Source organism: Pseudomonas sp. FP2300, assembly GCF_030687595.1.
Lineage (GTDB): Bacteria > Pseudomonadota > Gammaproteobacteria > Pseudomonadales > Pseudomonadaceae > Aquipseudomonas > Aquipseudomonas bijieensis.
In genome coordinates this window covers 5,391,876-5,405,176 of record NZ_CP117440.1, presented here as the reverse complement: position 1 = coordinate 5,405,176, position 13,301 = coordinate 5,391,876, and the positions used below count along the sequence as shown (strand labels likewise).

Below are 13,301 nucleotides of genomic sequence, written 5' to 3'. Positions count from 1 at the left end.
CGTGATTGGACGCTTGCGCGGCACCCTGGCTGAAAAACAGCCGCCGCACCTGATTCTGGATGTAAACGGCCTGGGCTATGAGCTGGAAGTGCCCATGACCACGCTGTATCGCTTGCCGTCGGTCGGCGAGCCACTGACCCTGCACACCCATTTGGTCGTGCGCGAGGATGCGCAGTTACTCTATGGCTTCGTCGGCAAGCGCGAGCGGGATTTCTTCCGCGAGCTGATCCGTCTCAATGGCGTCGGCCCGAAACTGGCCCTGGCCTTGATGTCGAGTCTGGAAGTCGACGAACTGGTGCGCTGCGTGCAGTCCCAGGACACCTCGGCCCTGACCAAGGTGCCGGGTGTGGGCAAGAAAACCGCCGAGCGCCTGCTGGTTGAACTCAAGGATCGCTTCAAGGCCTGGGAGGCCGTGCCGGCGATGTTCGCCCTGGTGCCGAACCAGCCCGACGCGCCTATGCCTGCGGTCAGCGCCGAAAACGATGCGGTCACCGCACTGATCTCCCTGGGTTACAAGCCGCAGGAAGCCAGCAAGGCGATTTCCGCCATCAAGGAAAAAGGCCTGAGTACGGAAGACATGATTCGTCGTGCCCTGAAGGGAATGATTTAAGTGATTGAAGCTGACCGTCTGATCGCCGCCACGGGCGCCCCCCGTGACCGCGAGGAAATCCAGGACCGCGCGATTCGTCCTGTCAGCCTGGCCGATTACATCGGTCAACCGACTGTGCGCGAACAGATGGAGCTGTTCATCCAGGCGGCCCGGGGGCGCAGCGAGTCCCTGGACCACACCTTGATCTTCGGCCCGCCGGGCCTGGGCAAGACCACCCTGGCCAACATCATTGCCCAGGAAATGGGGGTGTCGATCAAGAGCACGTCCGGCCCGGTCCTTGAACGGCCGGGTGACCTGGCGGCGCTGCTGACCAATCTCGAACCCCATGACGTGCTGTTCATCGACGAAATCCATCGGCTGTCGCCCATCGTCGAGGAAGTGCTGTACCCGGCCATGGAAGATTTCCAGCTCGACATCATGATTGGCGAGGGGCCGGCCGCGCGCTCCATCAAGCTCGACCTGCCGCCTTTCACCCTGGTGGGTGCCACCACCCGTGCCGGCATGCTGACCAATCCGTTGCGCGACCGTTTCGGTATCGTCCAGCGCCTGGAGTTCTACAGCAACGCCGACCTGGCGACGATTGTCAGCCGCTCGGCGGGTATCCTCGGGCTGCCGCTGGACCCGGACGGTGCCTATGAAATCGCCCGGCGTGCCCGGGGAACGCCGCGGATCGCCAACCGGCTGTTGCGTCGGGTCCGGGATTTTGCCGAAGTCCGGGCCAAGGGCCACATCACCAAGCCGATTGCCGACCTGGCGCTGAACCTGCTGGACATCGACGAGCGTGGCTTCGATCACCAGGACCGGCGCCTGCTGCTGACCATGATCGAGAAGTTCGACGGTGGCCCGGTAGGCGTGGACAGCCTGGCGGCGGCCATCAGCGAAGAGCGCCACACCATTGAAGATGTGCTGGAGCCGTACCTGATCCAGCAGGGCTACATCATGCGTACCCCTCGTGGGCGCGTGGTGACCCGTCATGCTTATCTGCATTTTGGCTTAAACATCCCGACACGAATGGGTGAGATGCCGGTGGTAGACGAATTCCTCGATGCCGTGGACGATTGAACGAGCTCTGTACGCCGACTTTTTTCCGGTTCGTGCTGTCCCAGACGACGCCTGGAGCGTCAATGCGTTCGAGAATGAAAAAACAGTTGCCTGGCCGATTGGCAACCTGAGGAGTAAGCACTAGAGTATGCGCGCGCAAAACGGGCTGGAGTCGTTCGCACATCGCTGTCGCGTTTATTACGAGGACACCGATGCTGGCGGCATCGTCTACTACGTCAATTACCTCAAGTTTATGGAACGGGCTCGAACCGAACGGCTGCGGGAACTGGGTTTCGCCCAATCCGCGCTGGCAGGGGAGGACCTGTTATTCGTCGTGCATTCCAGCGAAGCGCGCTACCACGCGCCGGCGCGACTGGACGACGAACTGGTGGTAAGTGCCGATGTCATCGAATTGAACCGTGTCAGCCTGCGCTTCAAGCAGCAGGTCAGGCGGGCTACGGATAACGTGCTGCTCTGTGAAGGGCAGTTTTTGGTGGCCTGTGTGCGCACCCATAGTTTGAAACCCCGGGCCATTCCCGAAGCTCTACGTGCGGCCTTTGCCGGCGTGAGCGGCGCGGGTACACACTCAGAGCAGGAGATAAAGCGTGGAAGCTAACGTCGTCGACCATTCCTCCATGTGGAGCCTGGTCAGCAATGCCAGCGTCGTGGTGCAACTGGTAATGCTGACCCTGGTAGCCGCATCGGTGACCTCATGGATCATGATCTTTCAGCGCAGCAACATGCTGCGCGCCGGTCGCCGTGCCCTGGAGAGCTTCGAAGAGCGCTTCTGGTCCGGTATCGACCTGTCCAAGCTCTATCGCCAGGCCGGCAGCAACCCGGACCCGGATTCAGGCGTCGAGCAGATCTTCCGTGCCGGCTTCAAGGAGTTCTCCCGCTTGCGCCAGCAGCCGGGCGTCGATCCTGAAGCGGTGATGGAAGGCGTGGCCCGTGCCATGCGCGTGGCCATTTCCCGCGAAGAAGAAAAGCTCGAGCAGGGCCTGTCGTTCCTCGCCACCGTCGGTTCGGTCAGCCCGTACATCGGTCTGTTCGGTACCGTGTGGGGGATCATGAACTCCTTCCGTGGCCTGGCTTCCGCCCAGCAAGCGACCCTGGCCACCGTGGCCCCGGGCATCGCCGAGGCACTGATCGCCACCGCCATCGGCCTGTTCGCGGCCATCCCGGCCGTTATCGCCTACAACCGCTTCGCTGCCCGCAGCGAAATGCTGACCGGCCGTTACTACACCTTCGCCGATGAATTCCAGGCGATCCTGCACCGCAAAGTGCACACCAGCGAAGAATAAGCAGGTATTTCCCAATGGCTTTAATCGCTCGAGCCCGAAAAAAGCGCAAGCCGGTTGCCGAGATGAACGTGGTGCCCTACATCGACGTGATGTTGGTGCTGCTGGTCATCTTCATGGTGACCGCGCCGATGCTCAATCAGGGCGTGAAGGTCGATCTGCCCAAGGTTTCCAGCGAAGCCTTGCCGCAGGACAACAACACCCAGGTACTGACCATTTCGATCAAGGCTGACAAGACCTACTACTGGAACCTTGGCAGCGAAGTCGATACCGAGAAGCAGCAGGACCGCGCCATGACCTTGCCGCAGATGACTGATGCGGTGACCAAGATCATTCGTGTCGGCAACGATGCCGGCAAGCGCACCCAGGTTTTCATTCGCGGCGACAAGACCGTCGACTACGGTGCGGTGATGGGCGCCATGGGCGGTTTGCAGAAAGCCGGGGTCGGTAACGTTGGCTTGATCACTGAGGCGCCCTGATGCAGCAACAGCGAGAGCCGTCCGCCTCGGAAAGCTACTTCTGGCCCAGTGTCCTGGCAATCGGCCTGCATGTGCTGGTGTTCGGCATGCTGTTCGTCAGTTTTGCCATGACTCCGGAGCTGCCGCCGGCCAAGCCGATCGTGCAGGCGACGTTGTACCAGCTCAAATCGAAAAGCCAGGCTACGACCCAGACGAACCAGAAGCTTGCGGGTGAGGCGAAGAAGTCCGCCGCGCGCCAGACTGAAGTCGAGCAGATGGAACAGAAGAAGGTCGAGCAGGAAGCGATAAAGGCAGCGGAACAAAAGAAAGAGGAAGCGGCTCAAAAGGCCGAGGAAGCCAAGAAGGCCGATGAGGCGAAGAAAGCGGAAGAGGCGAAAAAGGCTGACGAAGCCAAGAAAGCCGATGACGCCAAGAAAGCCGCCGAGGCGAAAAAGGCAGAAGAGAAACAATTGGCTGATATAGCCAAGAAGAAAGCCGAAGAAGAAGCCAAGAAAGCCGCTGAAGAAGAGGCCAAGAAAGCGGCCGCTGAAGAAGCGAAGAAAAAGATCGTCGAGGACGCGAAGAAAAAAGCGGCCGAAGACGCCAAGAAGAAAGCTGAAGCCGAAGAGGCGAAAAAGAAAGTCGCCGAAGACGCGAAGAAGAAAGCCGCCGCCGACGCCGCCAAGAAAAAGGCCCAGGACGCAGCGCGTAAATCCGCCGAAGACAAAAAGGCCCAGGCCTTGGCAGATTTGCTTTCCGACACGCCAGAGCGCCAGCAGGCATTGGCCGACGAGCAGGGCGATGAAGTCGCCGGCAGTTTCGATGATTTGATTCGCGCACGAGCGGCAGAAGGCTGGGCTCGTCCACCTTCGGCGCGCAAAGGCATGACGGTAGTATTGCAAATCGGCATGTTGCCCGACGGTACGGTTACCTCGGTCAGCGTCGCCAAGTCCAGTGGTGACGGTCCGTTCGACGCTTCGGCGGTCGCAGCGGTCAAGAACATTGGGCGATTGACGGAAATGCAAGGAATGAAACCGAGCGACTTCGCTCCCTATCGTTCATTCAAGATGACATTCACACCTGAGGATCTAGCCTTGTGAGAAACCTTCTTCGAGGAATGCTTGTCGTTATCTGCTGCCTGGCAGGGATAGCGGTAGCAGAGGAAAAGAACATCCTGGTCACCAGCGGCAGCGACCGGGCGACCCCGATCGCCGTCGTACCGTTCGGCTGGCAGGGCGGTAGCGTCCTGCCGGATGACATGGCGGAGATCATCGGCAACGACCTGCGCAACTCGGGTTACTACGCGCCGATCCCCAAGCAGAACATGATCAGCCTGCCGACCCAGGCCAGCGAAGTCATCTACCGTGACTGGAAGGCCCTGGGCGCCCAGTACATCATGGTCGGCAGCATCGTTCCGGCCGGCGGTCGCCTGCAGGTGCAGTACGCCCTGTTCAACGTCGCCACCGAGCAGCAAGTGCTGACCGGCAGCGTGTCGGGCAGCGTCGATCAGTTGCGCGACATGGCGCACTACATCTCCGACCAGTCGTTCGAGAAACTCACCGGCATCAAGGGCGCATTCTCTACCCGCATGCTCTACGTGACGGCCGAGCGCTTCTCCGAGAACAACACCCGCTACACCCTGCAGCGCTCCGACTATGACGGCGCCCGTGCGGTGACCCTGCTTCAATCGCGCGAGCCGATCCTGTCGCCGCGTTTCGCTCCAGATGGCAAGCGCATCGCCTATGTCTCGTTCGAGCAGAAGCGTCCACGTATCTTCATGCAGCACATCGACACCGGTCGCCGCGAGCAGATCACCAACTTCGAAGGTCTGAACGGCGCGCCAGCCTGGTCGCCGGACGGCTCGCGCCTGGCGTTCGTGCTGTCCAAGGACGGTAACCCGGACGTCTACGTGATGAACCTGGCTTCGCGTTCGATCTCCCGCGTCACCAATGGCCCGGGCATCAACACCGAACCGTTCTGGGGCAAGGATGGCTCGACCATCTACTTTACCTCCGACCGTGGCGGCAAGCCGCAGATCTACAAGACCAGTGCTGGTGGTGGCGGTGCCGAACGCGTGACGTTCGTGGGTAACTACAACGCCAACCCTAAACTGTCGGCGGACGAAAAGACCCTGGTGATGATCCATCGCCAGGACGGTTTCACTAATTTCAAGGTGGCGGCCCAGGATTTGCAGCGCGGAAGTGTAAAAATCCTCACTGATAGCACTCTGGACGAGTCACCTACTGTTGCGCCCAACGGCACCATGGTAATCTACGCCACCCGCCAGCAGGGCCGGGGAGTCTTGATGCTCGTGTCCATTAATGGACGCGTGAGGCTCCCGCTTCCTACCGCTCAAGGCGAAGTCAGAGAACCGTCCTGGTCCCCTTACCTGAACTGACGCGGCGCTATACGTTTTACTTAACACACTGGGGTTCATTAGGAGTTTCACGATGGAAATGCTGAAGTTTGGTAAATTTGCTGCGCTGGCTCTGGCCATGGCTGTAGCTGTAGGTTGCTCGTCCAAAGGCGGCGACAATGCCGGTGAAGGCGCTGTTGATCCAAACGCTGGTTACGGCGCTAACACTGGTGCAGTTGACGGCTCCCTGAGCGAAGAAGCTGCTCTGCGCGCAATCACCACCTTCTACTTCGAATACGACAGCTCGGACCTGAAGCCAGAAGCCATGCGCGCTCTGGACGTTCACGCCAAGGACCTGAAAGCAAACGGCGCTCGCGTTGTTCTGGAAGGCAACACCGACGAACGTGGTACTCGTGAGTACAACATGGCACTGGGCGAGCGTCGTGCGAAAGCCGTTCAACGCTACCTGGTACTGCAAGGTGTTTCCCCAGCTCAGCTGGAACTGGTTTCCTACGGCGAAGAGCGTCCAGTTGCTACCGGCAACGACGAGCAGTCCTGGGCTCAAAACCGTCGCGTCGAACTGCGTAAGTAATTCGTCATGCGAACGTGCCGTCGTGCTGTAACTGTTCTGGCTCTCAGCCTCGCGCCGCTTGCGGCGTGGGCTGCGGTTCCTGTGGTCGATAACGATGCCGGCTATAACAATAGCGGGAGCAGTTATCCGCCTGCAGGTTACGGTACGAACGGCGCCTATGCCGGGGGAGGGGTTTCGGCCCCTGTCTCGGCACAGGGCCAGCTGTTCAACCAACTGCAGCAAATGCAGGATCAGATATCGCGCCAACAGGGTGTGATCGAAGAACTGCAAAATGATATTTCGCGCATGAAGCAGGAAAACCTGGAGCGATACCAGGATCTTGATCGGCGCATAGGATCCGGCGTTGCACCTGCCGCGACTCCCGAGAATTCTCCTGCCGGTGGCGACTTGAACGCCCCCGGTGCAGCCGCTGGCGCTGGCGCGGGGGCTGCTGCTCCAGCAGCACCTGCCGCCGGTGGCGAGCCCGCTGATCCGGCGAAGGAAAAGCTCTATTACGACGCGGCCTTCGACCTGATCAAGGCCAAGGATTTCGACAAGGCCAGCCAGGCCTTTGCCGCTTTCCTGCGCAAATACCCAAACAGCCAGTACGCGGGCAATGCCCAATATTGGCTGGGCGAAGTGAACCTGGCCAAGGGCGACCTGCAAGGCGCTGGCCAGGCGTTCGCCAAGGTTTCGCAGTTGTATCCCAAGCACGCCAAGGTGCCGGATTCGCTGTACAAGCTGGCTGACGTAGAGCGCCGCCTTGGTCATACCGACAAGGTGAAAGGCATTCTGCAGCAGGTGGTGGCCCAATATCCGGGTACGTCGGCTGCCCAGTTGGCCCAGCGTGATCTGCAACGCATGTAAGCCAGCTTGACCTGTTTTTGAAGAAACCCGCGCCTGTCGCGGGTTTTTTCGTTAGAATTCACGCCCTTTTTATGAAACACGCTTTTTGGGATCTGCGCGTTGGCGGGGTTCCTTGAAGTGCCTGACGGAGGCGGACAGCCTGTTTAGCTGTTACGCCCGTGGCGACTATGCAAGACACATTGAGAATCACCGAAGTTTTTTACTCGTTGCAGGGTGAAACGCGCACGGCTGGGCTGCCCACGGTATTTGTGCGCCTCACCGGTTGCCCGTTGCGTTGCCAATACTGTGACAGCGCCTACGCTTTCAGCGGCGGCACCTTGCGAACCCTCGACGATATCCTGGAACAAGTGGCCAGTTATCGTCCGCGTTATGTCTGCGTCACGGGCGGTGAGCCATTGGCGCAACCCAACGCCATCCCTTTGCTCAAGCAGTTGTGTGATGCCGGTTACGAGGTTTCGCTGGAGACCAGCGGCGCCCTGGATATCTCGGCCGTCGACCCGCGCGTCAGTCGCGTCGTGGACCTGAAGACTCCAGGCTCCAAGGAAGCGCACCGCAACCGTTACGAGAATATCGAACTGCTGACACCTAACGATCAGGTCAAGTTCGTGATCTGTTCGCGGGAAGATTACGACTGGGCCGTGTCCAAGCTGATCCAGTACGGACTCGACCAGCGGGCCGGCGAAGTGTTGTTGTCGCCGAGCCATCACGATTTGAGCGCCCGGGAGCTGGCGGACTGGGTGGTGGCGGATAACCTGCCGGTGCGCCTGCAATTGCAGCTGCATAAATATCTTTGGAACGACGAGCCGGGGCGCTGATATGACTGATTCGAACATTGCGGAAAAACGTGCGGTCATCCTGCTGTCCGGTGGCCTGGATTCGGCCACTGTCGTGGCCATGGCCCGTGCCGAGGGTTACCGCTGCTACACCATGAGTTTCGACTATGGCCAGCGCCACCGAGCTGAACTGCACGCCGCCGAACGAGTTGCCCGGGACCAGGGTGTGGTGGAGCACAAAGTGATCGGCCTGAACCTCAATGGCATCGGCGGCTCGGCCTTGACCGACAGTTCCATCGACGTGCCCGAGGCGCCTGGCGAAGGTATTCCGGTGACGTATGTGCCGGCGCGCAACACCGTGTTCCTGTCATTGGCATTGGGCTGGGCCGAAGTGCTGGGTGCCCGTGACATTTTCATTGGCGTCAATGCCGTGGATTATTCCGGTTACCCGGATTGCCGTCCGGAGTTCGTCGAAGCCTTCGAGCGCATGGCCAACCTGGCGACCAAGGCCGGCGTGGAAGGGCAGGGCTTTCGCATCCAGGCGCCGCTGCAGAATCTCAGCAAGGCCGACATCGTCAAGGCCGGTGTGAAGCTTGGCGTGGACTACGGGCTCACTGTTTCCTGCTATCAGGCCGACGATCAGGGCCGTGCTTGCGGCAAGTGCGACAGCTGCCGCCTGCGTGCGGAAGGCTTCGCGGCCGCGGGTGTAAGCGATCCAACTCGTTATTTTTGATTTATTTCAAATTAAGTGTTGAATAGTCCTTAGAAATCAGTATTATACGCGCCACCACACAGCGGGTCGTTAGCTCAGTTGGTAGAGCAGTTGGCTTTTAACCAATTGGTCGTAGGTTCGAATCCCACACGACCCACCATTTTTTGCAGTTTTAAAAGTCTGGAAGGCCCACGAAAGTGAGGATTTCCGGATTTTTTTTTGCCTGCGAGAAAGTGGCCGGACGAATCCCGAATCTGGCCGGTGTCATGGCAGTCCTTGGGGGACTACGCCATTAACCTGGAAAAAATGGTCTCAGCTCCTAGACTGTTGAAGCCCGCTCCCTGTTCAAGCGCAGCGCGCATCTCGTTCATAAAGTGCGCGAGGTTCGATCAAGGAGGATTCGACATGAAGCTGCGAATTACCCAGTTTGCTCCCTTCGATCAGGTCAAGGATATCAAGGCTGATATCAAGGGCGGATGGTGCGCCGGGGTAACCGCCATGGTCGGCGCTGCCGTGGGTGCTTATGACGTGGAAGGCCAACCCGATTTTGGGCATTGGGTCGAACATGTCGCTTTTGTAAGAGCCAAGGCGGCGTTGCTGAAGATCAATTCCAGCCTCAATACGGCCGAAACGCTGCAGGCCGTCCTGGGCCGATACCAGAAAACCCGCGACGTCTGCGGTGACCTGCATAAACCCGAATATGAAGCGCGAGGTTGCAAAGTTCTCCTGAGCTTATCGGGATGGTTTCCAGTGCTGGGTTATGCGTCCTACCTGAAAAATTCCAAATGGCTGACCAATCATATCGGCTACATCATCCGAGGCGGGGACAAGCTGGTGTTGTTCGACCCCAATTACGGTATCGGTTTGTTTACCATTGAGGATGCGCTGCCGCTGAACCTGAACGAGCTGACCAAGGCGATCGGCATCCTCGCCTGGAAGAGTGGCCTTTCCAGTTACCTGCTGTCCTACACGGCGGCCACTTCCGTTGTTGACGAAGATCCCTTGCAACTGCGCTTGTCGAACGATATCGAGGAGAAAGCCCGGGCCTTGAGAGAGCTCAGCGGTCGTTTTTTTACCGGGACAAAGTAGCAGCGTTAGCGGATGTGTCGCCCATAACCCTTTGGGTCAAACCGCAATACCATCACCATCATCAACGCCATGATCGCCGTGAGCGACCACCAGGCCCACTCGAAACTGCCCAATTGATCGCGGATCATCCCGGCAATCAAAGGCGAGAGCCCGGCGATGAGATAGCCCACACCCTGCACGAACGCCGTAAGACCGCCGGCCCGGCGTGGGTTGTCCAGGTGGTCGAGGGACACGATCAGGCTCATGGGGAACAGGCCGCCGATACCCAGTCCCAGCAGGCAGGGCCAGAGCAGGCTGAAGCGTTCCGGGCTGAGGATCAGGCCGCAGAAGCCGCCGATGATCAGGGCCAGCAGGACGCCCAGGACCAGGCGTTTATCCCGGCTGCTGTTGGCTATCGCCGGAACGACCAGGCCGGACAACACTTCCATGGCCGTAAGCAATCCCAGCAGCAGGCCCGCGTGCTGTTCGCTCCAGCCCTTTTCCACGTAGTACGGCGCCAGCCAGGCCAGCACGCAAGTGTAGGAGGCGGTGCCCAGGCCAAAGAAAATCGCCAGCAGCCAGGCCCGCGCGTTGCTGGAAAACGTTTCGTGATGCCGGGACGCTTCTTCGGGCAAGGAGGTGATGCTCGAGCGTTGGCCGTACCAGCTGCCGAGGGCGATCAGCGCCAGCAATGCCCAGATTGCCAGGCCGAGGCGCCAGCTACCGGTCTGTGCCAGGACAAAAGGTGAAAACGAAGCGGCAATCGCCGCACCGCCCATGATGGACGTGACGTACAAGCCCATGAGCAGCGAGACGTTGTCGGCGAAGCGCGACTTGATCAGTGCCGGCATCACGGCCTGGATCAAGGCGATCCCGAGCCCGGCCACGATCGCACTGGCAATCAGTCCGGCGGCGCTGTCCAGATACAAGCGCGACGCCGTGGCGAGCCCAATGATCAACAGCGACAGCACAATGGTGCGGTGTTCACCGATGCGCAGGGCGATGCGCATGCCCAGGAACATTGCCAGGCCCATCGACATGACGGGCAACATGGTCAACAGCGAGGCGGTGCTGAAATTCAGGGGGACCTCGCCACGAATGGCGGACAGCAGCGGTCCGACCGCCGCCATCGAGGGCCGTAGGTTCAGCGCCACCAACACGATGCTGACCAGCAGCCAGGCGGCGTGGGTGCTTGAGGTTCGAACGTTTTCCATGACAGGGCCTTGGTTGGACAAGGCCCCATTTAGGCCTGGGCGTCTTGCGGCGGGCAAACTGAAAACTGGCTGGTGGTATTGAAAAATTAAATACCGCCCTCGGTTATTCCATCTCCGGGCTCAGCGTCCCCAACCACGCCACCAAGCCGAGAATGACCACTGCCACAGAGAACTCCAGGACCATGCTGCGCCGCAGGGCATTCACCGCGACCCGGTGCTCACCGGTCTGTCGGGCGTTCTCCAGGAGTGGGCTCAGGTGAAAACGGTTCAGCGCGGCGAACACCAGCATGACCGCGAACAAGGTGAGTTTGAGCGCCAGCAACTGACCATAGGTGCTGTCGAGTAGCCCCGTGATACTTGGGCCGACGATGAACAGGTAATTGATCACCCCTGTCACGCTGATGACCACCACGATCACCGCCCCGGCGGTTTCAAACCCGGTCAATGTCCGGGCCAGTACCGCCAAGCGAGGCTCGGACTGGCGAAGCAGCAGGGCGAACGCGGCCAAGGCGCCGACCCAGCCACCCGCCGCCCATAGGTGCAGGAAGTCGGTGATGAAGTGCCAACTGCGGCGTGCGCCTTCGTCCATCGCACCGTGCCCTGCCCAGGCCAGCGTCGCCAAAGCCACGGCTCCGCCCAGCAGGACCAGGCCCAGGCTGGCGGTCGGCCAGCGTTTATTGAGCATCACGGCGAAACCGGCCAGCAGCAGCGCCGCCATGCGCAGGGTCCAACTCAAGCCGACGTCGGTTTCCCATACCATCATTTCAATGTGCGGCCACAGCTCGATCCAGTCCGAAACGCCGCTCATGGCCCAGGTCATGCACACCATGGCGGCGAGGGAGAGCAACCCACCCAGCACCGCCGTGGTCGCCAGCAGCGGCGCGAAAGGCAACTGCGCACCCGACACCCGCTCCTGGCCTCGCAGGCTATAAAGACCGAACGCGGCCAGGCCGAACAGCAACATCAAATCCAGGTACAGGGCAAAGCGCAGCACAATGTTGATCGAATCGCTCATCAACTCACTTCACCTTGAACGTGACGTTGCCGGTGATCGGGTGAGTGTCGGACGATACCGCGCGCCACTGGACCTGATAGGTGCCAGCGGTGAGAGGCGTATTCGGGGTAATGACCATGGTTTTCGGGTCATCGCTGCCGGAGACCTTGGCTGGCATGGGCATCGGCGCATGGGCCGCCATGCCGGGCATCTCGGTCATCATCAGCTTGGCACCGGAGAGTTTGGTCATCAGGTTCTCGGAGAAGTGCAGTTCTATTTTTGCCGGCGCCGCCCCATCGGCGCCTTCGGCGGGGGTGGAGGACAGCAGTTTCGGATGGGCCTGGGCCAGGCCACTGAGCAACAGGCCAGTGGACAAGGCGACGGCAACGACAGCGTTTTTGATGAGTGACATGCAAGGACTCCTACAGCTCGGTTTTTAGTTTTTAGTGAAAAAGGTCAGCGGGTCAGAACCACATGCGCAGGCCCAGTACCAGGCGTGCCTCGCTGCGGTCTTCGCCTTCTTCCCGGGCGTAATCGGCAGTGTTGCCGTAGACGCGGTTCCAGGTGACGCCAATGTAGGGCGCGAATTCGCGGCGTATTTCATAACGCAGCCGCACGCCGAGTTCGCTGTCTGACAACCCTGAGCCGATGCCTCGGGCGGGATCGTTCTTGCCATAGAAGTTGACCTCGGCGGTGGGCTGAAGGATCAACCGATTGGTCAGCAAGATGTCGTAGTCGCCTTCCAGGCGCGCCGCGCTCTGGCCGCCTTCACCGATGAACGCGGTGGCCTCGGCTTCGAAGTTGTACAGCGCCATGCCTTGCACGCCCAGGGCAGCCCAGGTTTGCGGATCGCCTGGCTTGAAGTCCTGGCGCACGCCGGCCACCACGTCCCACCAGGGACTGATGGCGTGGCCCCACAAGGCCTGGAGCTCGGCTTCTTCAGTCTTGCCGTTGAGGCGTTCGCCTTCGGAACGCAGCCACAGACGGTCGATGTCACCGCCGATCCAGCCCGAGGCATCCCAGCTCAGGGCGCTGCCATCGTCGGCGTCCTGCCACTCCAGTTGGTCGATGAGAAAGAACGAGTTGATGGCGCTGTCATGTACCGCGTGTCCGCCGTGATCCTCGTAGACAGCGGCGCGGTCGGCGGCGGTCAGTTCCGGGATCGGCGTGCGACTGGTGGCAGGTGCCGATTGCATGGACTCCATGCCCTGCATCGAGTCCATGCCTTGCATCTGGCTATGGTCCATTCCCGGCATCTGGCTGTGATCCATGCCCGGCATGTCGTTGCTCGCTGCCCAGGCCGAGATGCTGCTGCCAAGGGCAAGGATGGCCATGGGCA

At 60.3% G+C, this 13,301-nt stretch carries 16 protein-coding genes and 1 tRNA gene; 13 read left to right on the top strand and 4 right to left on the bottom strand.

Features of this window, described 5'->3' with window-relative positions:
• Position 1 precedes the first annotated feature (1 nt).
• The 13 genes from ruvA (at position 2) to PSH86_RS23920 (ending at position 9,775) form a co-directional block, all read left to right on the top strand.
• A complete protein-coding gene (gene ruvA, locus PSH86_RS23980; protein WP_116833326.1) occupies positions 2 to 610 on the top strand; it encodes a Holliday junction branch migration protein RuvA in 609 nt (202 codons plus the stop codon).
• A complete protein-coding gene (gene ruvB / locus PSH86_RS23975) occupies positions 611 to 1,672 on the top strand; it encodes a Holliday junction branch migration DNA helicase RuvB (protein WP_109753807.1) in 1,062 nt (353 codons plus the stop codon). It abuts the gene before it with no gap.
• Positions 1,673 to 1,799: 127 nt separating this feature from the next.
• Positions 1,800 to 2,267: a tol-pal system-associated acyl-CoA thioesterase gene (gene ybgC, locus PSH86_RS23970; protein ID WP_003205037.1), complete on the top strand. Its 468-nt coding sequence runs from the start codon at positions 1,800 to 1,802 to the stop codon at positions 2,265 to 2,267.
• Positions 2,257 to 2,952 (top strand): protein TolQ, encoded by a 696-nt coding sequence (tolQ, locus tag PSH86_RS23965; protein ID WP_014339916.1) that lies wholly within the window; start codon positions 2,257 to 2,259, stop codon positions 2,950 to 2,952. The genes ybgC and tolQ overlap by 11 nt, the downstream gene beginning before the upstream one ends.
• A gap of 23 nt (positions 2,953 to 2,975) precedes the next feature.
• Positions 2,976 to 3,428, top strand: a complete 453-nt coding sequence (gene tolR, locus PSH86_RS23960; RefSeq protein ID WP_161798348.1) for a protein TolR — start codon at positions 2,976 to 2,978, stop codon at positions 3,426 to 3,428.
• On the top strand, positions 3,428 to 4,507 hold the full coding sequence (tolA, locus tag PSH86_RS23955) for a cell envelope integrity protein TolA (protein ID WP_109753808.1): 1,080 nt from the start codon (positions 3,428 to 3,430) through the stop codon (positions 4,505 to 4,507). Before tolR ends, tolA begins: the two co-directional genes overlap by 1 nt.
• A complete protein-coding gene (gene tolB / locus PSH86_RS23950; RefSeq protein WP_109753809.1) occupies positions 4,504 to 5,805 on the top strand; it encodes a Tol-Pal system beta propeller repeat protein TolB in 1,302 nt (433 codons plus the stop codon). Before tolA ends, tolB begins: the two co-directional genes overlap by 4 nt.
• A gap of 52 nt (positions 5,806 to 5,857) precedes the next feature.
• On the top strand, positions 5,858 to 6,355 hold the full coding sequence (gene pal / locus PSH86_RS23945) for a peptidoglycan-associated lipoprotein Pal (RefSeq protein WP_003178634.1): 498 nt from the start codon (positions 5,858 to 5,860) through the stop codon (positions 6,353 to 6,355).
• Between the two features lie 6 nt (positions 6,356 to 6,361).
• The gene (gene ybgF, locus PSH86_RS23940; RefSeq protein WP_109753810.1) at positions 6,362 to 7,201 is read left to right on the top strand and encodes a tol-pal system protein YbgF; all 840 of its coding nucleotides are present in this window, start codon (positions 6,362 to 6,364) and stop codon (positions 7,199 to 7,201) included.
• 167 nt (positions 7,202 to 7,368) lie between these two features.
• Positions 7,369 to 8,016 carry a 7-carboxy-7-deazaguanine synthase QueE gene (gene queE, locus PSH86_RS23935; RefSeq protein ID WP_109753811.1) on the top strand — a complete coding sequence of 216 codons (648 nt, stop codon included), beginning with the start codon at positions 7,369 to 7,371 and terminating at the stop codon, positions 8,014 to 8,016.
• A gap of 16 nt (positions 8,017 to 8,032) precedes the next feature.
• A complete protein-coding gene (queC, locus tag PSH86_RS23930) occupies positions 8,033 to 8,707 on the top strand; it encodes a 7-cyano-7-deazaguanine synthase QueC (RefSeq protein WP_162893921.1) in 675 nt (224 codons plus the stop codon).
• Positions 8,708 to 8,770: 63 nt separating this feature from the next.
• Positions 8,771 to 8,846: transfer RNA gene (locus PSH86_RS23925), tRNA-Lys, on the top strand.
• A gap of 245 nt (positions 8,847 to 9,091) precedes the next feature.
• Positions 9,092 to 9,775 carry a hypothetical protein gene (locus PSH86_RS23920; RefSeq protein WP_109753813.1) on the top strand — a complete coding sequence of 228 codons (684 nt, stop codon included), beginning with the start codon at positions 9,092 to 9,094 and terminating at the stop codon, positions 9,773 to 9,775.
• Between the two features lie 5 nt (positions 9,776 to 9,780).
• On the opposite strand, the gene PSH86_RS23915 is transcribed toward PSH86_RS23920, so the two are convergent.
• From PSH86_RS23915 to PSH86_RS23900, 4 genes are all read right to left on the bottom strand, one after another.
• On the bottom strand, positions 9,781 to 10,968 hold the full coding sequence (locus tag PSH86_RS23915; RefSeq protein ID WP_305485352.1) for a cyanate transporter: 1,188 nt from the start codon (positions 10,966 to 10,968) through the stop codon (positions 9,781 to 9,783).
• A gap of 103 nt (positions 10,969 to 11,071) precedes the next feature.
• Entirely contained in the window at positions 11,072 to 11,983 is a 912-nt protein-coding gene (gene copD, locus PSH86_RS23910) for a copper homeostasis membrane protein CopD (RefSeq protein WP_109753815.1), read from the bottom strand.
• Positions 11,984 to 11,987: 4 nt separating this feature from the next.
• The gene (copC, locus tag PSH86_RS23905) at positions 11,988 to 12,374 is read right to left on the bottom strand and encodes a copper homeostasis periplasmic binding protein CopC (protein ID WP_109753816.1); all 387 of its coding nucleotides are present in this window, start codon (positions 12,372 to 12,374) and stop codon (positions 11,988 to 11,990) included.
• A 52-nt stretch (positions 12,375 to 12,426) separates the two neighbouring features.
• Positions 12,427 to 13,296, bottom strand: a complete 870-nt coding sequence (locus PSH86_RS23900; protein ID WP_370873830.1) for a copper resistance protein B — start codon at positions 13,294 to 13,296, stop codon at positions 12,427 to 12,429.
• Positions 13,297 to 13,301 lie beyond the last annotated feature (5 nt).